The sequence below is a fragment of the Anabaena sp. UHCC 0399 genome (assembly GCF_034931465.1).
GTDB classification, from domain to species: Bacteria; Cyanobacteriota; Cyanobacteriia; order Cyanobacteriales; family Nostocaceae; genus Trichormus; species Trichormus minutissimus.
This window is the reverse complement of record NZ_JAYGGZ010000054.1, coordinates 16,759-38,316: the sequence shown is the minus strand read 5'-3', so window position 1 is coordinate 38,316 and position 21,558 is coordinate 16,759. Positions and strand designations below refer to the sequence as shown.

Sequence of the window (21,558 nt, the reverse complement as noted above, 5' to 3'; positions counted from 1 at the left end):
CACCTATCCCCTATCACCTATTCTCCCCCTAAAATTTACCTTTGAGCAACACGCATTAATAAAAATGTACCTACTCCCAAGAAAATGAAGTTAGGCAACCAAGCACCGACAAAGGGAGAAAGGACACCGGCTTGCCCTAAAGCCCCAGTAATAAAGCTGAGTAGGTAATAAGAAAAGATTACAATAACACTAATACCAAAACTTGTGCCGCGTCCGGTGCGTTGGGGTACAGTTCCCATTGCTGCACCAACTAAGCCGAAAACTACGCAGACAAACGGGAGGGCAATTTTTTGCTGAATCCGCACTTCCAGTTTACGAATTTTTTGGCGATCGCCTGCTAATTTTTCTACGGTTAGCTGTTCTAAAGCCTCTGCAATATTCATCTCGCCATAGTCGCGGCTTTTTTCTGCCAAACTTAAGGGTGTGCGGGGAAGCTTTAATTGTTGCTTTTCAAATCTTAAGATATTGCGATAAGAGCGATCGGGAGCTACTAAATAAATTGTCCCGTTATAAAAATCCCAAACACTTTGCGAGCCATTCCACTCGGCTGATTCTGCTACTACAATTTGATTTAAACCTTCCGTAGAACGGTCTATGATAGTTAATCCTTTCATCCGCTTACCATCAAATTGGTCAGCATAAAACAGCCGCGTCAGCATTCTGTTTTTTGTGCCATCCGCCTCTACAACTTCGCGGTATTCTGGATAAAAAATATTCTGTTGCCTAAGAGTTGGTTTGTCTGACTTGATGGCGGCGTTTAAGGTAAGAGTAGCTTGGTAATTTGCGGCTGGTGCAATTTGTTCGTTAAATACAAAAGTCATGCCAGTTACAACAAAACTCAACACTATCGCAGTTAACACCATGCGATAGACACTTACCCCACAACCTCGCATAGCAATTAGTTCGCTCTCACTCGAAAGACGACTATAGGCCATCAAAGTCGCCAACAGTGTAGACATGGGGAAGGCTAAAACGATGAAATTGGGCAGCTTTAACAAAAAAACCTGAACGGCGATATTGATGGGTAGTCCAGATTCTACGATTCTGCGTACTAACTCAAATACTGCATCAATGGTGACACCAATTGAAGAAAAAGCCCCAACCCCAAATAAAAACGTTGGTAGCAGTTCGCTAGCAAGGTAGCGATCCATAATCGTCAAAGGCAGCAATGAGTTGAGGCTGTAGAAAGATGGGAAATTTTTGGACACCATAATTTAATTCGTAATTCGTAATTCGTAATTCGTAATGGGCGTAAAATCTCCTCTGCTCCCCTAAACTTGAAAGTTATCGCCTAAATAATACTGTCGCACTAGTGGATTGGTGTATAGTTCATCAGCCGTACCATAGGCTAAGATTTGTCCTTCGCGCATGATGTAGGCGCGGTCGGTGATGGCTAGGGTTTCTCGGACATTGTGATCTGTGATTAAGATGCCCATGCCGCGATCGCGTAGTTGTGCGACAATGTGTTGAATCTCGTGAACTGCGATCGGGTCAACCCCCGCAAAGGGTTCATCTAAAAGTAAGAACTTTGGCCCTTCTCTCCCTGCTGCTAAGGCTCTGGCTAATTCTGTACGTCGTCTTTCTCCGCCAGATAGTTGAATCCCTTTGCTTCTAGCTAATTTTTCTAAACGAAACTCCCTCAATAGAGTTGTTAATCGTTGTGACCATTCCCGTCTCGGTACATTGGTTTGCTCTAGCACCAACAAAATATTATCTTGGACTGACAGTTGTCGAAAAACACTCGCTTCCTGTGCTAGATAGCCAATGCCCAACCGCGCCCTTTTGTGCATTGGCAATCCAGTAATCTCTAAACTATCTAACCAAACTTTCCCCTGATTAGGTTTTTCTAAACCTGTGGCAATGTAAAATGTGGTTGTTTTACCAGCCCCATTGGGGCCAAGTAAACCGACAATTTCACCCTGAGCTACAGAAAGGTTGACGCGATTCACAATTACTCGCTTGCCGTAAGATTTGTGAATATTTTCTAAAACAATTTTCACTATTTGCGGACTTTCTTAATGGTTGATGCTAATTAGCAGGTTTGAATACTGGTGTTTTGGGGGCAGGTGTAGTATCTCCAGCGTTAAGTTCTGAATCTTCCACCATATAGATAGACTCTACTTGACGGCTAGATTGGGGTAAGGCAACAAATCGGCCTTCATCAATCAAATATGTTACCCTTTCGGCGCGCATACTATTACCGCCTTGTTGCAAAATATAGACATTACCACTAAAATCAATCCGGCGTTCCTTGCTGAAATATTGGGCTTGAGTTGCTGTAGCCTGAATCTGGCGAGCAGGATACAACATCTGTACATTACCACGAGCCGTTATCACCTGATTTTTTGAGTCATATTCTTGGATATCAGAGCGGATAGTCAGGGGACGATTTCCGGCTGTTGTTTGTGCAGTAGCTGTTTGTAGTTGATTGGAGAAGGCTAAAGTACCCAAGAATGTAGCTTGTAACACCAAAGCTAATCCAAGGCGGCGTATTTTTGAAGAAGATTGATAGCGGGTTATCATAGCAATTTCAGATTCGGGATGGTGGATGATATATTAAGGTATCTCCAGCATTTTTTCCATAAATAAAAGCTCCAATCGGGAATCAATTGGGCTAAATACTGGCTAAAGCTTTGACGCTTCACTAAATCTTAAAGTTTCTGCAACACTTAAGCATAAATCTAGAACCCCGGTTTCTCAAAGAAACCGGGGTTCTGTCATCTTTAATTTTCAATCATCAATCAACACAATTTTGGGTAAGGGTAAGGCTGGATTGTTACTAAGGTTATCAGTATTATTTTTATCTAAGTCGATCAGTTGTATTTCCTGTAATAAGACTGCGCTCTGGTTTCGTAATTCATCTACATCAACACCACCGTAACTAGATGGGTAACGGCGCAGGCGATTACTGCCTTCTCCTAATAAAATGGCTGCACCTCGCCAGTTACGATTACCCATATGATAAAGAGCCACAGCAATTTGGAGGATGCCTTGATAAAAGGTTTTTTCCGGTTCACTAGCTTCAATCCATAAAGCCTCTAGGGTGTCATGACAGGCATAGAACTGTCCAGAGTTAAATTGTTCTATGCCTTGCCAATACTCCGGGGGCATGGTTTCGCTCATCCCATACTCTCTCGCACTTCTTTAATAGTTTCCAGTGCAATTTCTTGCTGTTGTCCCGCAAACTCGTTGTCTGGGGTAAGAAATAGCATACAATGGCACTCTTTGCGTTCTCTCATTGGCACACAAGGACAGTTCCAATATGTAGCCTTAACTTCGGCTTCTTTATCTTCATAGTGGCGACATGGACACAAAGGCGCACCCAGATCGTCTTTATGTTTAGCTAGTCCTTCAATCACAACCGCAGTCACGGAAGGTTCAGCACAAAAGTAAGTTCCTGTACGCTTGGCATATTGTTCTGAAAAGTGGCGCATTGCCTCTAGACTTTTATCGGTGGATGTTGTGTTCGCTTCTGATGAGATCATTGGGATCGGCAGCTCATAATTTAAATATTTCTTTGCATTGTACCGCAGCAACACTAGGCTATTGTTGGGGAGATGTCCCCAAACAGTGTTTTTAAATTTGACGACAATTTTTGCTGAGGCTCAGATTGCTGAAATGTTGGGATCAAGATGAAATGTCCCACCCAGAATGTTTAACTTGTCAGCATTCATAAATCTAAGGGTTTTTGTAATTGCGATCGCAATGCCTGTTCTTTGTCGATGATTATCCCAGGATAATCTCGATTAACTACTACTTGCTCTGTCGCTGATTGTATATCTTGCCACAGCACCCAACGACTACCTTGAGGCAGTGTAGAAAGACCCAGAGGGTTTTGTGTTAACCAAATCAATGGATGCCGCAATTCTAGGTTGCTAGCATCTTCATGATATCTAGTAGCTGCTAGAGTTTCTAAAACCAAGCGATCGCCTTTAACTAATCCTGTGGCGGCTGTGAATAGTTGCACCTGTAATTGCTGACGCTGTGCGTAAAAATACAGTGATGCTGCGGCAATTACTGCTTGTTCAAAGTTCTCCGCTTCCCAACTACTAGCACTATCCAGAGCAATAATGATTTCCTGCCCACTTGTAACTATTTCTAACTCCCGCACCCGCAATTCACCGTAACGCGCACTAGTCCGCCAATGAATCAGACGAGTGGGGTCGCCAAGACGGTAGGGACGGAGCGATCGCACTAATCCTGATGTTGATGTCTGCAAAGGTTTCCCCCGATACTCACTCCTGTTACTTTCTGCTTGTCCGATTTCATCTACAAGAGGGCAAGTAGTCAAAGGTAAGACTGTAGGATAAACAATGGCTGTAGCTTCACAGTGATGCTGACGGCGACTCCAAAACAATCCTAAAGGCGCACCTGTACCCAGTTCAACATTATGCCAACGATATACACCCCGGTGTTGGGTAGGTTGGTCATACACCCAACGGTAACTTTCTTGACTGGCGATGGATTCAATCCCCTGTTGGACTGGTTTTCCTAAGACAAAAGGCAATATATCTGCAATTTGCAATAAACTGACAGATTGCTTGGTTTGATTGCGGATTTCTAATTCTAAGATTAAGTCATCCCCGGCGGATACCGGTTGAATCGGGCGACGATTGACAGATAAACCTGTGAGCGATCGCGGTGGTAAAAATGCCGCTATACCTAATAGGGCAAAACTCACGCCGCTAATAGCGTAAAGCCAGCCAGCCATTGTATTAATCGCTGCACCAAAAAAACAAACAGCAATTCCCGCTAGTACCCAACCGGTATATGCAGGGGAACTAGCATGGATTTCTAACCAGTTAGTGATGGGTTTGATCATTTTCATGTTTCTTTTTTAACCCAACACTGATGCAAATTCACACTAATTCACCGTGTGTCTAGAACGTGAGCTAAAAATTCTTTCCCCATGTAATTAAAGCTTGACTTAAACCCTCTAATGTGTATTCTTCAGCTTCAACATCGACACGCCCTAAAAAAGCATGACAGGTTTTTGAAGTTTGCGGGCCAATGGAAGCTATACAAACTCCCCTTAAAGCATTGGCTACATTACTCGTAAAGATACTATCTACCAATTGACAGAAAAATTGGACAGTTTTAGAACTAGCAAAGGTAATCACATCTATCTCGCCATTTTTTAAAGCAAATTCTGCGGCTGGTGCGATACTACTGGGACAACAAGATTGATAAGCCGCAACTTCAACGACTTCTGCGCCTTTAGCTGTAAATTCCTTAACTAAAACTTCTCTACCACCACTTTCTACTCTAGGAAATAAAAACTTTTTCCCTTGTAGTGCTTCAGGAAAGGTTTGTACTAAAGAATCAGCGACAAAATTTTGGGGGATAAAATCGGCTTGGAGTCCGCGCTGTTGCAGACTGTGGGAAGTTTTCTCACCAACAACAGCAATTTTTACCCCAGCCAAAGCACGACTATCTTTCCCTTGGACTTTCAGCCTGTCAAAGAAATAATCTACGCCATTGGTGGAAGTCAGAATTAACCAGTGAAATTTAGATAAATTATTGATTTCCCTGTCTAATGCTTCCCAACTGGAAGGAGGTCCAATTTCTAAAGCTGGCATTTCGATGACTTTAGCACCAAAAGAAGTGAGGCGATCGCTAAATTGACTCGATTGTCCAACAGAACGGGTGACTAAGATAGTTTTACCGGTGAGAGGTAGGTTGTGAGACATAGCTGTAGTCGAATGCTTTAAGGATATTGTCTCAGGTTGTAGGAAATTACGTAGCTCCACGACTTCCCCAATGACGATGACAGATGGGGAAAGCGATAACCCAGCCGTTTGTTCGAGAATATTGCCTAGTTGACCAGTCCAAATCTGTTGTTGAGAAGTTCCTGCCCATCGGATAATGGCTATGGGTGTTAAGTGCGATCGCCCATTTCGCTGCAATTTCTCTACAATTTCCCCCAGGTGTCTCCCACCCATCAATATGACTAGTGTCTCTAACCGTGACAACGCCTCCCAGTCTAAAACCTCTGGTTCGTGGGCTGTCAACACTGCAAAGCAGCGACTCAAAACCGGATCTGTCAAGGGAATACCCGCTAGTAAAGGCGCAGCTAAAGCTGAGGAAATTCCTGGTATGACTTCAAATTCACAGCCAAAAGCCTTTAACGCTTCAATTTCTGAAGTACATCGTCCAAAAATAAACGGATCACCTGATTTTAGCCTGACGACTTGTTTTCCTGCTTGACAGTGCTGTACTAGTAATTGATTAATTTCTCCCTGGGATGTGCTAGGTTTTCCACCACGTTTTCCGACATCCAACTTTAAGCAATCAGGTGATACACACTCTAATAATTGTTCATCAACTAGGGCATCGTAAATTAAAACCTCAGCCAGAGCCAAAAGATTATCAGCTTTTACTGTCAGATAAGCTGCATCTCCCAACCCTGCACCCACAAGATAGACTTTGCCTGTGTTAGTCATTAGTCATTAGACCTCTTGCATAAATGCTGAAGCTGTCATGCTGAGCAAAGCGAAACATCTCAAAGATTCTACATTCCATTCAAAATGGCACATCCCATTTTTGGACTTTTGCAAGAGGTCTTAAGTTGATTTAGAACCCATTTTATCTAAAACTTGACTAATTCTTGCAGCTTTTTGAGGTTGACGCTGTTTTTGGAATAGTTCTTGAGATTTTCTGAGATTAATTGTTGCTTCTTCTTGTTGATTTTGCTGCATCAAAATATTGGCTAGTCTTAGATAAGCTTCAGGATTTTTAGGACTACGTTGAATTACTTCTTGATATAATTCTGTAGCTTCTGCCATTTTGTCCTGCGCTTTTAAAACATCACCCAAAAATAACCGCACGACATCATTAGTAGAGTTGATATTAATCACTTTCCGAAAAGCAGTTTCTGCACCTGGATAGTCTTTTTGTTGAGAAAAGTTAATACCTTGTTGGAATAAATTAGCGGTAACTAAAGTTTTGCCAGCAAAATAAATTAGCAAGAAAACCCCAATAGCAACTACAATAATTGCCAAAATATCATTTATTTGCAAATTATCTAACATGATTTTACGCCAAAAGACAGGCAATGGGGAACATTAAATATTCTAAGAAAAATAGCTTCCAGATGAATTGATAGAATTGAGCGATCGCTTTTTTATCTTGTAAGTCTACTGCTAAACTCCTCACCCACATCCAACATAATGCAACTAAATGGGTGATGACTAAAAATGCTGGGTTAATTGGCTCTACACGTAGAACTCCAACTATCACCATACCTAAGTAGCAAATTGTGATTACCCAAAGTGCCAAATTAAATACAGCCTGTGAACCTAATTGAATAGTAAAAGTGGTGATATTGTAGAGGCGATCGCCTTCCATATCAGGGATATCTTTAAAAATAGCGATCGCAAAGGTAAATACCAAAATAAATAAAGTTAATACCCATACTGCCAAAGGAATTGATGGATTTTTCTGTAGTACCCAATTAAAGTGCAGGAACAACCCTAAGTTAACAATAGTCCCCCGCACGGAAAAAATACACAATGCTGCCCAAAACGGAAATTGTTTTAAACGAATTGGTGGCAAAGAATAAGCTGTACCAATTGCTAAACTCACAGCCACCATACCCAATAAATAAGGGCCATTTAGTAATGCTAAAACTAAAGCTAAAATCCCCATAATCATCACGATTATTTGCCCTTGTTTCCGGGTAAATTCTCCTGAAGCTAGGGGGAGATGAGGCTTATTAATTTTGTCAATATCAACATCTTCTAGTTGATTTAGCCCCACAATATAAACGTTGCCACATAAACAAGCAATCCATGCACCCAAAACAGGCATGATTTGAGTCACAGCAAAACCTGTAGAACTAATTGCCACAGCGACTAAATATAAACCCAATACACTTAAACTTGTACCAATAATTGTGTGTGGGCGCGAAAACTTCCAAAAAGCATAAAGCCACTGGAAAGGTGACGGCAATTGTTTACTTTGCAAAGGACTGTTTTGAGAACTCTGAGTCATGAGTAGCTTGGATAGGTAGATATTGCGGCTGGACGTTCATCCATTGTCACAGAATTTGGGGAGTAGGGGTAGGGATCAGGGATACAAGGGAGAATTTTTCACCTGTCACCTGTCACCTCTAGCCTACTTATTCCCACACAGTAACCCAAACTTAATCAACCCACGCTCATAACCGCGACGCATCAAACCCAGGGATAATGCACCTTGAATGGTAGTCCAACCAGCACGCAATAATCCTAATATTGCTTGGGGAGTAATCGCAGAATCTATAACGATGTTCCAAAATTGGGCAACAGCCTGCGACCAGTCAGCAGTGCGGATATTGTTTAATGGTAATTGACGTGCGATCGCTTCATACTCAGGCAAAGAGATTACATAGGGCAAACAATACACTTGATAAATATCCTGCAAGTGTTTTTGTTCATCTGCTGATAGTGGCAATTCATCAGTATGGCGATGACACCATGTAACCATAATGAATGTACCACCAGGTTTTAACACCCTGTAGCACTCTTGCATAAATTTGGTTTTATCTGGCATATGTTCACCACTTTCCAGTGACCATACCAAGTCAAAAGTATTATCATCAAAAGGCATGGCTTGAGCATTTGCTACAAGAAACTGACTTTTAGCACTCAACCCTTTTTCTTGGGCGCGTTCTGTCGCCCTAGCAGCTTGTACTGGACTTAAAGTAATGCCTGTAGCCTGAGCCTGAAACTTTTCTGCTAAGTAGAGAGAACTACCACCTATACCACAGCCTACATCTAAAATATTTTCTGCTGTCTCTACCCCTGCCCAACTCAACAGTTCTTCGATTAAATCTATTTGCGCTTGACGACGGTCTTTTTTTTCAGTCCCATTCACACCGTAATAGCCGTGGTGCATATGTTCGCCCCAAATCTGTTCCCACAGACCAGAGGACGCATCGTAAAATTGCTGGATTCGCTGGTAAAGTGTTGCACTCATGAAAAAAGCAGTGTTAAGACAAAGCTAAATTTAAAAAAACATATTCGTAGGCTACCATGTGTGTTTTTAATTAAATAAGAAAGTTTTTGTTTCCTGGGAGGTTAAAGTTTATCAACTCTCCCAGGAAAAATTTATTGATTAATTTCCTGTCTTACTTGATACAGCAGTAAGTACCAGATTACACAATTTTGTAGGCTTGCCTTCCCGTAGGGTATTTTGAATTTTGAATTGTTTATGACTGTTTCTCGCACAATTTGTTTGGGGTTTTTGGCTGTCATCGCCGTAGGAACTATCTTACTGATGATGCCGTTTTCTACCAGTAATGGTACATGGAATGATCCTGTAGTGGCATTGTTTACATCAACATCCGCAGTTTGTGTTACTGGTTTAGCAGTAGTGGATACTGGTACTTATTTTTCCTTTTGGGGTCAGTTGTTTATTTTGATGTTGGCTCAAATTGGTGGATTGGGCTACATGACAACTACAACTTTTCTGATTTTGCTGATTGGACGTAGGTTTGATTTACGCCAAAAAGTTGCTATCCAACAAGCTTTAGACCGTCCAGGGATGAGTGGTAGCACGCAAGTCATTCGCTCCATTATTGCCACAACGCTGATTTTTGAGATTACAGGCATATTATTATTACTACCAACTTTTGTCACTGATTATGGATGGAATCGAGGTATTTGGTTGGCAATTTTTCATAGTATTAGTGCTTGGAATAATGCCGGATTTAGTTTATTTCAAGATAGTTTAGTAAAATATCAGTCATCTTGGTTAGTCGTCTTCACGATTACCTTTTTGATTATCTTTGGAGGGATTGGATATCAGGTAATTTTAGAAATGTATATATGGTTGCGCGATCGCCTGGTCAAAAAAAAGGCTACCTTAGTATTTTCTCTAGATTTTAAAGTTGCTACCAGTACAACATTAATACTTTTAGCTTTGGGGACAGTTGCATTTTTATGTATAGAAATGAGAAACCCCAATACTTTTGGCTTACAAAGTATTAGCAACCATTTATTATTAGCATGGTTTCAATCAGTTACAACTCGAACTGCTGGCTTTAACTCTATAGATATCGGTAAAATGACAACTGCTGGGTTATTTATTACTATTGCACTTATGTTTATTGGTGCTAGTCCTAGTGGGACGGGTGGCGGTATCAAAACCACTACATTACGCGTATTAACTAGCTGCACTAAAGCAATTCTTCAAGGTAAAGAAGAAGTATTATTGTATGAGCGTAAAATTGCAATTCCTTTAATCTTAAAAGCTGTTGGTGTTTTAGTCGGTTCTGTCTCTACAGTTATTTTGTCCACAATTATCATAGCTCTTACAGACCCCAAACTAGAATTTATTCAAATTTTGTTTGAAGTAGTATCAGCATTTGCTACAGTAGGACTTTCTACTGGCATTACCAGCAGCGTCTCCACAGCAGCAAAAATAATTTTAATTATCACAATGTATGTAGGAAGAGTTGGTGTTTTATTGCTAATGTCATCTCTATTAGGTGATCCCAAACCTACCAGAATTCACTATCCTGAAGAAAATTTACTCGTGGGTTAGTTAGGGAGGAGGTACGTAGGGGAAGAAGACAAGGCGAGAAAGAATACAAGAAAGAGAATGGCTCATGACTATTGACTCCTGATAATATGTAAAAGAACAGGCAAAAAATAAAACTTTTTAATAAGTCAGTCTAACGTTTTTGCCCTAAATACAGGGATTGATCATAAGGATTACATTGTGAATCTTTCATCGTTAGGTTTTTTTCGTAGTTTACGTAGAGATAACCACCAATTCGCCATAATTGGGTTAGGTCGTTTTGGTCGTTCTGTTTGTTCAACACTGCATAAATTAGGCTACCAAGTGTTAGCAACAGATATTGATGAAAAACGCGTATCGGCAGCATTGACTGAAGACATAGTTGGTCATGCTTTACAATTAGACTCTACTGAGCCGGCTGCACTGAAAGAAGCAGGCATATATGAATTTGATACGGTAATTGTAGCTATTGGCAACTATGTTCAGGAAAGTATTATCACAACTCTAAATGTGAAAGAATGTGGTGTACCTCACGTAGTAGCCAAGGCTTCTAGTGAAGTTCACTACAAGTTGTTAAAACGGGTAGGTGCTGATCATGTTGTCTTTCCTGAATATGAAGCAGGTTGTGCTTTAGCACGTACACTTACTAAACCATCTATATTAGACAGATTTGACCTTGACCCAGATAACAGTATTGTTGAAGTCATCGTACCTGATGAATTTCACGGTAAAACTGTTGCAGAACTCCAACTGCGTAACCGTTATGGGTTAAATTTGTTAGCTGTGAGTCATGATGGCAAATTTCAAATTAATCCTGATCCTTACAAGCGTTTAGAACGGGGTTCAGCAATGGTAGTGATTGGTTGTAATAAAGATATTAATCGCTTGCCGATTTGAACAAAAATGTTGAGTGCAGTCCCCAGGTAAAAAAGTATCAAAAAGGGCTAGGGTGTGCCGTACAAATAATTTCTTGGTATTTCCAGGTTTTATTTGCATGACACACCCTAAAATATTTGGATATTTTTAAGTTTGGAAGTCCCCAATCATGGAACTTCGCTTCAAGTCGCACTAACAATTCCTGACCACTGCACTTTTTTTTGTTGCTCACGTCGGTAAGAAAAGAAATGCTCTGGAGTTTGGTAAGTACAATAAGGTGCGATCGCTATTTGCTCTACACTAATACCTAAATTTTCTATTTGCAAAGCATTGATTCGTCGCACATCTAGCCTTACCCTTCCTGGTTCGGGGTCAGCTAATAATGGTGAATGGGGTAGCTCGTGTAACCCATGAACAATTTTGTGGGTGTCATTATGTGGTATGATGCTGCTTCCAACCTCTGCTGCTACCTCCACAGAAACTTGGTAAACCTCGCCTGCAATGGCTGGCCCCATCGCAATCCGTAAGTTTGATAACTGACTACCTTGGTGTTGCATCCGGGCGATCGCTTCGGGGACAATTTTTTTGGCTGTACCCCGCCAACCTGCGTGTAATGCTGCCACCTGTCCAGTTTTCACATCGCCAATCAAAACAGGTGTGCAATCGGCACTTGCTACCCATATTGCTTGTAAGGGTACTTCACTCATTAAACCATCTGCCAAAGCTAGGGCATCTTCTACATCCAGATTGCTCTCTACTTCCGTGGGGGTGAGAACTGTGTTGCCATGTACCTGTTTCAAGCGATATGCTGATGCTTCTGGGTGCAGCACCTGCGTTAATTCCTGGGGCGATCGCGGCCAAAATTGCTGAGTAAAAAAGCCGTGCTGCCAATTTTTTAAGAGACTACAAGTTAGGTATGGTAGTCCCTCCCAATTATGCCAATGCCAAGTGTGCATCTTGAACCCAACCTAAACAGAAACTTATCCGCCAATCAATGTTAACTTGAACAACGGAATTTCGCTTAATGGCTGTGGAACTTGATCAGCAAAAATTACTAACCGCCCTCACCGCAGGACGTGAGTATGATGATTTACCATTTTCTCTACACATTTTTGACAGTGTTCCTTCCACTAACCGCACCCTATGGGAATTAATCAACCAAGGGGCAGGTGTAGGAACTGTAGTTATTGCCACACAGCAAACAGCAGGCAGGGGACAATGGGGACGACAGTGGACTTCCCCAATAGGGGGACTATATCTTTCTGTGGCGATCGCCCCTAATTTAGCAGCTAACGCCAGCTACCAACTAACTTTAGCTACTGCTTGGGGCATTGCTCATCAGTTGCGTCAATGTGGTATTAGTGTAGGGATTAAATGGCCGAATGATTTAGTATTAGATGGTCGTAAATTAGGCGGCATTTTAACAGAAACCAAAGTTAACCAAGGCAAAATTACACAAGCTGTGATTGGCGTTGGCATTAACTGGTCAAATCCAGTGCCAGAGACAGGCATCAATTTACAATCATGGCAACAGAGCAGGGGAGCAGGGGGCAGGGAGCAGGGGGAGAATACTTATACAAATTCTGTCTCCCAGTCCCTAGTCCCCATTGCCCCTTATCCCCAGTCCCCAGTCCCCAGTTCCCAATCCCCAATCCCTTGTCTGGAAATGTTAACCTGTAAGGTTTTACTGGGAATAGAATCCGGTATGGCTTGCCTTTTGCAAGAAGGAGTAAGTGTACTATTGTCTCGCTATTTAGAATTTTTGGTGAACATGGGCGATCGCGTTTACGTCAACGATCTAGCAGGCAATGTTGTCGGCGTAACACCTCAAGGGAGTTTACGAGTATCCTTAGAGACTGATCGCATAAATGATATGAAAACACCAGAAATTTATTTAGAACCCGGTAAGATTAGTTTGGGTTATCGTAAGTCTTGAGGTTCATATTAGGTTTGTTCATAATTTCGCTCTTTGGGCAAGACAAACCACTAGCATCATCTCTTTAGACCAAGAAGACACAACTCAACTGAGAGAAAAAATGACGCAGCGCAATAAATCTGCCCATAATCCAAAAAAACACTTAGCCCATACTCTACCAGCACAAAGTCTGTGTTGGTTAAGTAGCGTTAGCCTCCTAAGTGGCGGTATGGTGTTTGCTCAAACAGAAAAATCAATAGATAACATCGTTCCTACTATTGAAAATTCCCAACCGACAGCAGCCACAAATTTCGTGAAAAAAGATGTTGTTGTACCAACAGCATCTCAACCCCAACCAAAATTATCTGAACGGCAAACCCAACTCAGACAAAGACTACGTAAACCAGAAGTTTCTCAATCACCAAAACCAGTCAGACAATCTAAACCCAAAGTTGAGATTGAGCCGACTGAGCCAGTTTTGAGTGTGAAAAAGTCACAACCGCAAGTGGAAACTTCCCAAGTTGCACCAGAGCAAGACTCAAAGGTTAAACCAAAACTAGAAGTAACTACCCCGAAACTTTCCGTACCTGATAAGAAACCAGCAGTTGCTCAACCATCATTAACTAATAAAAAACCAGTAGTTGCCCAGCCATCTAACGAATCAGATAAGAATCAAAGCGTTACAGTTCGGCAACCCAAGCAGGATTATAACAACGCCTATATTGACCCCCAAGATTACAACCCCAATACTGCGGGTACTTATCAAGCACCAAATTCTGTAATTCTCACAGAACGTTCTAGTGGTTGTCGCACGATTTTGTCTTCTGGACAAGGGGTAGCTGGTAGCGCGTGCGCTCAAACACCATCTGTAGCTAATTCCAGTGGTAAATCATCCCCCACATGGCTGAGAAAAAGTCAAAATGCTCAGTTAGCTACGACATCTCCAGTCCGTCCCCTAGCTAATGCGAACAGCCAAAGCAGATGGCGTGGTTCTCAGGTGAATTCTGGTAGCGTCAATAAAGGGGCTTTTCAAGCTAACCGATTTATTCCCAACCCCAGCGAATTCGCCACCACTAGAGTTAGTGCTACTCCCATTGCACCGAGTGGTGGTACACTAACACCACCAATGGCAGAAGGGAACATCGCTCCTCGTGTGAGCAGCGTAGCTTATGACATCCCCCTGGCATCAGTATTGCCACAAATTCCCTACACAGGTACATTAGCCTACCGTGGTGGTAGTGGCATGATGTATCCCTTAGCTGTAGCATCGCCCATTACATCTTTATTTGGCTGGCGAGTTCACCCCATTACAGGCGATCGCCGTTTCCACGCTGGTACTGATTTAGGTGCGCCTCTGGGTACACCCATTTTGGCAACTGTTAGAGGTCAAGTATCCACTGCTGATTGGTTGGGTGGTTATGGTTTAACCGTCGTCCTCAACCACAGTTCTGCACAACAAACCCTCTACGGTCATATGTCAGAAATCTTGGTTCAACCAGGACAGTGGGTAGAAGCAGGAACTGTAATTGGGCGAGTGGGTAGCACTGGTAACTCCACAGGCCCCCACCTCCACTTTGAAGTCCGTCACCTCACACAGAATGGATGGGTGGCTGTTGACCCCGGTGTACAATTACAGGTTGCCCTCAGCCAGTTATTGCAAGGCGTACAAACAGCACAGGCGTTGAAGAGGGAGTAGAAAGCAGGGGGAGCAGGGGGAGTTAAGCAAGACTTTTCCTATTCCCCAATCCCCAATCCCCAATCCCCAATCCCCAATCCCTATAAATACCCGTGTTCTGCTAAAAATGCGGGTGTAACTTCACTGAAACTGGAATTATCTATGGTTGTGAGAGATTTTTTGCCAGGGTGAAGCAACTTTTCCACGTATTTGCCGAGAATATCGCCTTCTAAATTTACCAAACTGCCAGAAACGAGATAGCGAAGATTGGTGTCAGCATAGGTGAGAGGAATAACCGCTACGCTAAACTGAGATAATTCGGGATCGTAAGCAGCTACCGTCAGACTAATGCCGTTGACAGTGATACTACCCTTGGGGACAATGTAACGAGCGATCGCTTCGGGTGCAGTGAAAGTCATTTCCCAAGAACTAGCAGTCTGTTGAGCATCTAGCAAGCGGCCTACACCGTCTACGTGACCCATAACAAAATGACCCCCCACTTTACCACCAACGCGTAGTGAAGTTTCTAGGTTAACGTAGCTTTGTTGTGTCTGTTCGTAGCCTAGAGTTGTACGGCGCAAAGTTTCTGGGGAAGCTGAGGCGATAAATCCATTTAGCAAAATTTCTTCTACTGTTAGGCAAACACCGTCTACAGCAACACTGTCACCGTAAGCCAGATCCTGCATAATTAAGGATGACTGACTCACACAAGTAATTTGCCATGAATCACCCTCTAAAGGTTTGATTGTTCCTAATGCTTGAATTAATCCTGTAAACACTGTTATTTTGCAAAACTAACTCTATTTATTGCCTAATTTGTCCGAAAATCCACTGGTAATTCTCACAAGAATGTCGAAAATTTTGAGTATATTTTCTGACTGTATTTATTATAAGGTAATTAACACAATCGCATCCTTCACAAGTCATACTTGGTTAAGAAGGTTATTGTCTACAAAGACCCATTTAATTTACTCTGGTGTTCACAACCAGTTCGGAGTTTAATAGAAGCAATTATAGAGAACGATGCCTATGTTTATTCCTGATCCTAGTTACCTGCTTGAGGGTATGATTTATCACTTAACGATTAAGCACTCAAAGGAGTGTAGAGGGTTAGCCAATGATTGAAATGAAAGTCGCTGGCATAGCATTAGATGCCATAACCCGTAGCCCAATAGTCTTATTAAAAGATGCCTCAGATCGGCGGGCGTTGCCAATTTATATTGGTCAGGAACAGGCTAGGGCAATTATGGGCGCATTGGAGAATCAAAAGCCTCCTCGACCCTTAACCCATGACCTAATTGTCAATATTCTAGAAACCTGGAGTATGACTCTAGAAAAAGTAATTATTCATTCTTTGCAGAAGGATACATTTTATGCAGCATTAATTGTTCAACAAGGCGAAGTTAAAAAAGAAATTGATGCGCGTCCTAGTGATGCGATCGCTGTAGCACTGCGTACAAATACTCCAATTTGGGTAATGGAAGAAGTCATTGCTGATGCTTCTATTCCTGTTGATCGGGATGCTGATGAAGCAGAACAAGAAGCCTTTCGAGAATTTATTTCTAACCTTCGTCCTGAAGATTTAATTAAACGATTTGGTAATGACGAAAGTTAAATCAGTGCTGAGTGCTGAATGTTGAGTGCTGAGTGCTGAGTGCTGAGTCCTGAGTCCTGTTAGCGGTAGCGCGGCGTTAGCCTGTGCTGTTAGCGGTAGCGGGGCGTTTAGCCTGTGCTGAGTGCTGTTAGCGGGGTGTGAGCAGCGTGCTAAATAGCTACAAGTACAAACCTGAACCCCAAACAAAATCTAATTTCCTAATTACGAATTACCAAAACTCAGCACTTTCAACTGAGAACTTAACTTTATGCACTACCGACGCTTTGGGAAAACAAATCTCTATCTATCTGTTTTTTCTCTAGGTACAATGCGCTATCTTGCTGATGTTGAAACCGCACAGCGAACCATAGCCAAAGCCTTAGAAATGGGAATTAATCATATAGAAACAGCCAGAGGTTACGGTAAAAGTGAGGAGTATCTGGGTGCAGCGATCGCTCTTGGATTATCAGTAACCCGTTCCCAAGTGTATATTACTACCAAAATTCCACCCACTGCTGATGCTGATAGTATGCGGCGGTGCATCGATGAATCCTTAACTAGATTGAACTTAGATTATCTAGATTGCTTAGGAATTCATGGTTTAAATACTTGGGAACATCTGGAGTTGGTACAAGCCCAAGGTGGCTGTATGACAGCCGTTGCGGAGGCGATCGCTGACGGTAGAGTCAGACACGTTGGCTTTTCCACCCACGGATCATTAGAAGTAATTCAAGGTGCAATAAATACAGATTTATTTGAATTTGTCAATCTGCATTATTACTATTTTTTCCAAAGAAACGCGCCAGCGATTCAGTTAGCAACTGAGAAGGACATGGGCGTTTTTATTATTTCTCCAGCAGACAAGGGAGGACGGCTATACACGCCACCGCAAACCCTCAAAGATTTGTGTCAGCCATTTTCACCTTTAGAATTAAACTATCGGTTTTTATTAAGTGACAACCGCATCACTACCCTGAGTATAGGGTCAGCTAACCCAGAAGAATTAATCGAACCGTTACAAGTTGCTGATAGTAATGGTGAGCTAACATCAGCCGAAAAGTTAATTTTTCAAAATTTAGAAAATCATCAAAACCAAATTTTAGAAACTGAAAAATGTAGTCAATGCTATGATTGTTTACCCTGTCCAGAAAATATTAATATTCCCGAAGTTTTGCGGTTACACAATCTAGCAGTAGCCTATGACATGACAGATTACGGGCAATATCGTTATGGTATGTTTGAAAACGCTGGTCATTGGTTTCCAGGAATGAAAGCCAACCGTTGTACAGAATGCGGTGATTGTTTACCTCGTTGTCCAGAAAACTTAGATATTCCTGCTTTATTAGCAGATACGCACGATCGACTTAAAGGAAAATCTGGTAGAAGACTTTGGGGATAATTCGTAATTCGTAATACGTAATTCGTAATTTAGAATATAGAGCAGTAGCATATCTTGCCTAACGACTGAGTTAAAGTGTTTAGTAAGATTGTTAAAATCTCTTGAGGCTGTCGCTACCTAATAAAATTATGCAAATAACGCAACAGCGATATTACACCCCAGAGGAATATTTAGCACTAGAAGAAGCGGCTGAATACAAAAGTGAATATATTGACGGGCAAATAATTCCAATGGCAGGTGGAACAGTAAATCATAATCAAATAGCACTTAATTTAAGCACTGAGTTGAATTTTGCATTCAGAAAGCAAAACTATCGCGTTTATATGGGTGATGTTCGTTTATGGATACCTCAAAGGCGTATTTACACATACCCAGATGTCATGATTGTGGCGGGTGAACCGGAATTTTTTCATAACCGCACAGATATGATTCTCAACCCACAGGTAATAGTTGAAGTTTTATCTGAGTCTACCAAAGGTTATGACCGCGAATATAAGTTTCAGATTTATCGGACAATTTCTACCTTCCAAGAATATGTATTAATTGATCAAACCCAAATCTACATAGAACATTTTTCTAAAACGGGTAAAAAGCAATGGAATTTACGCGAGTATGACGCAGAAGATGAAAAAATATCTTTGGTTAATATCCCCTTTGAAATTTGCTTACAGGATTTATATAACAAGGTGAAGTTTGACCTTGTGGAATCGCAGGGGGAGAGTGTTGATGTGGAGTGAGGAATGCAATTATCTGCGCCCGAAAGTCAGTCATCGCTGATTATTTGTACAAATATTTTTCTGTTAAAGTGGATTTTGAGTAGGTATACCTACAGCACGGGGAAACTTAGCTGGTGTAGCTGCTACCTTGCGTAGATACAAGCAATGACGAATACTGTTAGTTAGAGGTGTCGTAAACTCTTCAATTGATTCGATTTCGCCACCCAATTGATTGACTGCATTTTGTAAAGTTGTAGTTTCTTCCTCCGTCCAAGTACCACGATAAATTACTGCTAAACCACCTTCCTTGAGTAAAGGGAGAGTATATTCAGCACACACTGAGGCATTACCAACAGCGCGGATTAATGCTATATCGTAGTGTTTTCGATGTTGTCTTTGCTGACCAATTTCTTCAGCCCTTGCAATAAGAGTTTTAGCATTGGTAACAGCAAGTTCGCTCAATATTTGGTCTATAAAAGTAATTTTTTTGCGGGTAGAATCGGCCAAGGTAATTGTCGAATTAGGTGCAATCATGGCTACAGGAATACCAGGAAACCCAGCACCTGTACCAATATCAATTACAGATGCACCCGTTTCGAGAGACGAGATAAATTTTTGCTGTGGTGCAATTCCCCGCAAAGAGTCCCAAAGATGCTTTTCCCAAAACTCTTGAGGTTCGGTAATGCGAGTTAAATTTAACTGACGATTCCCTTCCAAGATTAATTCATACAGTTGCTGAAATCCCGTGTTCTGTTCGTCAGTAGGTTGCCAATTAAGAGTTTGCTGCCAAATTTCTGCCATTTCTGGCAATGAGTTAGTCATTAGTCGAATCAATTCAAAAAAGGTCAATAGGGATTGAGCATTGGGGTTTGGGTATAAAAGATATAATCTACCTTGTCTGTTTTGTCTCCCTATACCCATATTTCAGACTGCTGCTTGAGCTTCTTTTGCCTTAGCTTCAAGTGTTGCAGGGTCTACTGATTCTAGTTCACCCTGTTTGAGTGTCCAGCAACGATCTGCGATCGCTAGCATATCACCGGCATCATGTGTTACCACTAACAATGTCCAATCTTGTTTGAGTTTTGCTAATAAACTCACTAATTGCCGACGCATTGACCAATCTAAGCCTGCTGTCGGTTCATCTAATAATAATAGGTTTGGCTGGCGAATCAGTTGCACTGCTAAGGCTAAACGGCGTTGCTGTCCTCCACTTAAAGCATGAGGTGCGGCGGAAAGGGATAAATGCTCTAATCCTACTTCGCTTAATGCTTGCCTAACGCGTTCAGTTCCTAGTTCGGGATGCCCTAAACGTAATTCTTCTAAAATTGTACCCCCGCAAAAGTGCCGTTCTGGAAACTGAAATACTAACCCAGCTAATTGTTGTAGCTGTTCAGCAATAAGTTCTTGTTCTCGCCAAAAAACATTACCTGATGTCGGTTCAGCCAGCCCAGATAATATCTCCAGTAAGGTACTTTTACCAGAACCACTAGGGCCAATAATTAAACCTAGCTTTTGGGGTGGTAATTCCAAATTAACAGATTTAAGAATTGCTGTTGGGCAAGCTGTGGGATGATAAGTTAGATTTCTGAGATAGAGCATTTGTTAAGATTACTAAAAAGTTGGCGAAGAACTCACTAATTAAGATTAACTACAACCAGAGCAACTAGAAAATTCGGTAAGGGTTCATAGAGTATTATTCATTAAAATTCCAAATCAAGCAGTCACAATTATCTTTATTTTCTCATTCTGACAAATTCAGTCATTAGTAATAGCTACAACCAATATGGGAACTTGGAAAAATTACTTGTGTCTAAGTATATAGATGATTACGGCTTAAACAGAGGTGATTTTTAGTTACCTTTTTTCTGCATTTTAAGTAACATATAAAACCATTTCAACCGCAATTTTTCTGAGGCTAGTAATGACTAAAAAGTTCTTTTCTCCTCAAATGCTAAGATTTTCCCAATTAACTAGACTAGCTCAGGTGACTTTTGGTGTGGCGATCGCACTGAATCTTTCACTAAGTCCAACTCTAGCTGGTGATCCGTTTCGTACTAGTGAGCCACGTAAGATTGGCGACAACACAGAAGCGGCGTTTAAAGCAGTTTTTTACAAAGGTGATTATCCAGCCGCAGAACGTTATCTCAAACAAGCAGTGTCTAGCGAATCAAATGAACCGCTAGCTTATGCGATGAAGGCATCTTTAGCATACATTAACGGGGATTTGGCAGGACTAGACAATTTCAGCCAAAAAACTCTAGAAACTGGGCAAAAATTGATTGCTACTGACGAATTACGGGGTAATATATACAGTGCTGTCGGGCAATTTTTGTCAGGAGCAGTCATTCTTACTCGTGAAGGGACAATCAAAGGCGCACCCAAAGCCTTAACTCGGCTCAGACAAGTTTATCAACATCTAGATAAAGCTGAGGCGATTTCTCCTAAAGACCCAGAACTGAACTTGGTTAAGGGTTATATGGATTTGATGCTGGCTGTTAGTTTACCCTTTGCTAACCCAGATGAAGCAATTGAACGTTTAGAAACCAATGCAGCACCTGAATATTTAGCTCATCGAGGGATTGCGATCGCTTATCGTGACTTAAAACAATACTCTCAAGCCTTAGATTACGCCAACCGCGCCATAAAAGTTGCAGCAGACAACCCAGAGTTGTATTATCTAAAAGCCCAAATTCTCAAAGAACAGGGTACAAAAGACAAAAACCAGCCACTAATTAAAGAAGCGATCGCTAATTTTGACAAAGCCTTAACCAAAAAATCTCAACTCCCCGGAGATTTGGTAAAACAAATCGAACGTGAACGCAATAGTGCTGTAAACAGTTTAAATAAATAATTCAGGTGGGTGATTAAGACTTGGGCATA

The 21,558-nt window shown here is 41.6% G+C and carries 22 protein-coding genes; 8 read left to right on the top strand and 14 right to left on the bottom strand.

Annotation, left to right across the window (positions count from 1 at the left end; all coding sequences use genetic code 11):
• Positions 1–35: 35 nt before the first annotated feature.
• The 10 genes from VB693_RS23745 to VB693_RS23700 form a co-directional block, all read right to left on the bottom strand.
• Positions 36–1,151 (bottom strand): LptF/LptG family permease, encoded by a 1,116-nt coding sequence (locus VB693_RS23745; RefSeq protein WP_323268412.1) that lies wholly within the window; start codon positions 1,149–1,151, stop codon positions 36–38.
• 120 nt (positions 1,152–1,271) lie between these two features.
• Entirely contained in the window at positions 1,272–2,000 is a 729-nt protein-coding gene (gene lptB / locus VB693_RS23740; protein WP_323268406.1) for an LPS export ABC transporter ATP-binding protein, read from the bottom strand.
• Positions 2,001–2,028: 28 nt separating this feature from the next.
• On the bottom strand, positions 2,029–2,523 hold the full coding sequence (locus tag VB693_RS23735) for an LptA/OstA family protein (protein WP_323268405.1): 495 nt from the start codon (positions 2,521–2,523) through the stop codon (positions 2,029–2,031).
• A gap of 207 nt (positions 2,524–2,730) precedes the next feature.
• Positions 2,731–3,123, bottom strand: coding sequence for a DUF309 domain-containing protein (locus VB693_RS23730; protein ID WP_323268404.1), 393 nt, complete (start codon positions 3,121–3,123; stop codon positions 2,731–2,733).
• The gene (locus VB693_RS23725) at positions 3,120–3,485 is read right to left on the bottom strand and encodes a ferredoxin thioredoxin reductase catalytic beta subunit (RefSeq protein ID WP_190707050.1); all 366 of its coding nucleotides are present in this window, start codon (positions 3,483–3,485) and stop codon (positions 3,120–3,122) included. The genes VB693_RS23730 and VB693_RS23725 overlap by 4 nt, the downstream gene beginning before the upstream one ends.
• A gap of 185 nt (positions 3,486–3,670) precedes the next feature.
• A complete protein-coding gene (locus VB693_RS23720; RefSeq protein ID WP_323268403.1) occupies positions 3,671–4,828 on the bottom strand; it encodes a DUF58 domain-containing protein in 1,158 nt (385 codons plus the stop codon).
• Between the two features lie 64 nt (positions 4,829–4,892).
• Positions 4,893–6,443, bottom strand: a complete 1,551-nt coding sequence (cobA, locus tag VB693_RS23715; RefSeq protein ID WP_323268402.1) for a uroporphyrinogen-III C-methyltransferase — start codon at positions 6,441–6,443, stop codon at positions 4,893–4,895.
• Between the two features lie 120 nt (positions 6,444–6,563).
• Positions 6,564–7,031: a tetratricopeptide repeat protein gene (locus tag VB693_RS23710; protein ID WP_323268401.1), complete on the bottom strand. Its 468-nt coding sequence runs from the start codon at positions 7,029–7,031 to the stop codon at positions 6,564–6,566.
• A gap of 4 nt (positions 7,032–7,035) precedes the next feature.
• Positions 7,036–7,992, bottom strand: a complete 957-nt coding sequence (locus VB693_RS23705; protein ID WP_323268400.1) for a homogentisate phytyltransferase — start codon at positions 7,990–7,992, stop codon at positions 7,036–7,038.
• A gap of 123 nt (positions 7,993–8,115) precedes the next feature.
• Positions 8,116–8,958, bottom strand: a complete 843-nt coding sequence (locus VB693_RS23700; RefSeq protein WP_323268399.1) for a methyltransferase domain-containing protein — start codon at positions 8,956–8,958, stop codon at positions 8,116–8,118.
• Between the two features lie 234 nt (positions 8,959–9,192).
• On the opposite strand from VB693_RS23700, the gene VB693_RS23695 reads away from it, so the two are divergent.
• Both VB693_RS23695 and VB693_RS23690 read left to right on the top strand, forming a co-directional pair.
• Entirely contained in the window at positions 9,193–10,527 is a 1,335-nt protein-coding gene (locus VB693_RS23695) for a TrkH family potassium uptake protein (protein ID WP_323268398.1), read from the top strand.
• Positions 10,528–10,704: 177 nt separating this feature from the next.
• Positions 10,705–11,400, top strand: a complete 696-nt coding sequence (locus VB693_RS23690) for a potassium channel family protein (RefSeq protein WP_190707031.1) — start codon at positions 10,705–10,707, stop codon at positions 11,398–11,400.
• Positions 11,401–11,561: 161 nt separating this feature from the next.
• On the opposite strand, the gene pgeF is transcribed toward VB693_RS23690, so the two are convergent.
• Positions 11,562–12,335, bottom strand: coding sequence for a peptidoglycan editing factor PgeF (pgeF, locus tag VB693_RS23685; RefSeq protein WP_323268397.1), 774 nt, complete (start codon positions 12,333–12,335; stop codon positions 11,562–11,564).
• A gap of 68 nt (positions 12,336–12,403) precedes the next feature.
• Here pgeF and VB693_RS23680 point away from each other — a divergent pair, with 68 nt between their 5' ends.
• Together VB693_RS23680 and VB693_RS23675 are read left to right on the top strand one after the other, a co-directional pair.
• Complete coding sequence (locus tag VB693_RS23680) at positions 12,404–13,315, top strand: biotin--[acetyl-CoA-carboxylase] ligase (protein ID WP_323268396.1); 912 nt, start codon at positions 12,404–12,406, stop codon at positions 13,313–13,315.
• 100 nt (positions 13,316–13,415) lie between these two features.
• Complete coding sequence (locus VB693_RS23675; RefSeq protein ID WP_323268395.1) at positions 13,416–14,990, top strand: peptidoglycan DD-metalloendopeptidase family protein; 1,575 nt, start codon at positions 13,416–13,418, stop codon at positions 14,988–14,990.
• Between the two features lie 80 nt (positions 14,991–15,070).
• Here VB693_RS23675 and VB693_RS23670 read toward each other — a convergent pair whose 3' ends face one another.
• Positions 15,071–15,748 carry a riboflavin synthase gene (locus VB693_RS23670; RefSeq protein WP_323268394.1) on the bottom strand — a complete coding sequence of 226 codons (678 nt, stop codon included), beginning with the start codon at positions 15,746–15,748 and terminating at the stop codon, positions 15,071–15,073.
• A gap of 338 nt (positions 15,749–16,086) precedes the next feature.
• Between VB693_RS23670 and VB693_RS23665 the strand changes: the two genes are divergently transcribed.
• From VB693_RS23665 to VB693_RS23655, 3 genes are all read left to right on the top strand, one after another.
• Entirely contained in the window at positions 16,087–16,584 is a 498-nt protein-coding gene (locus VB693_RS23665) for a bifunctional nuclease family protein (protein WP_190707018.1), read from the top strand.
• A gap of 247 nt (positions 16,585–16,831) precedes the next feature.
• Positions 16,832–17,962: an aldo/keto reductase gene (locus VB693_RS23660; RefSeq protein ID WP_323268393.1), complete on the top strand. Its 1,131-nt coding sequence runs from the start codon at positions 16,832–16,834 to the stop codon at positions 17,960–17,962.
• Positions 17,963–18,090: 128 nt separating this feature from the next.
• Complete coding sequence (locus VB693_RS23655; protein WP_323268392.1) at positions 18,091–18,699, top strand: Uma2 family endonuclease; 609 nt, start codon at positions 18,091–18,093, stop codon at positions 18,697–18,699.
• Between the two features lie 63 nt (positions 18,700–18,762).
• Here VB693_RS23655 and rsmG read toward each other — a convergent pair whose 3' ends face one another.
• Both rsmG and VB693_RS23645 read right to left on the bottom strand, forming a co-directional pair.
• On the bottom strand, positions 18,763–19,500 hold the full coding sequence (rsmG, locus tag VB693_RS23650; RefSeq protein WP_323268391.1) for a 16S rRNA (guanine(527)-N(7))-methyltransferase RsmG: 738 nt from the start codon (positions 19,498–19,500) through the stop codon (positions 18,763–18,765).
• 102 nt (positions 19,501–19,602) lie between these two features.
• Complete coding sequence (locus tag VB693_RS23645; RefSeq protein WP_323268389.1) at positions 19,603–20,277, bottom strand: energy-coupling factor ABC transporter ATP-binding protein; 675 nt, start codon at positions 20,275–20,277, stop codon at positions 19,603–19,605.
• A 322-nt stretch (positions 20,278–20,599) separates the two neighbouring features.
• Between VB693_RS23645 and VB693_RS23640 the strand changes: the two genes are divergently transcribed.
• Complete coding sequence (locus tag VB693_RS23640) at positions 20,600–21,529, top strand: Sll0314/Alr1548 family TPR repeat-containing protein (RefSeq protein ID WP_323268388.1); 930 nt, start codon at positions 20,600–20,602, stop codon at positions 21,527–21,529.
• Positions 21,530–21,558 lie beyond the last annotated feature (29 nt).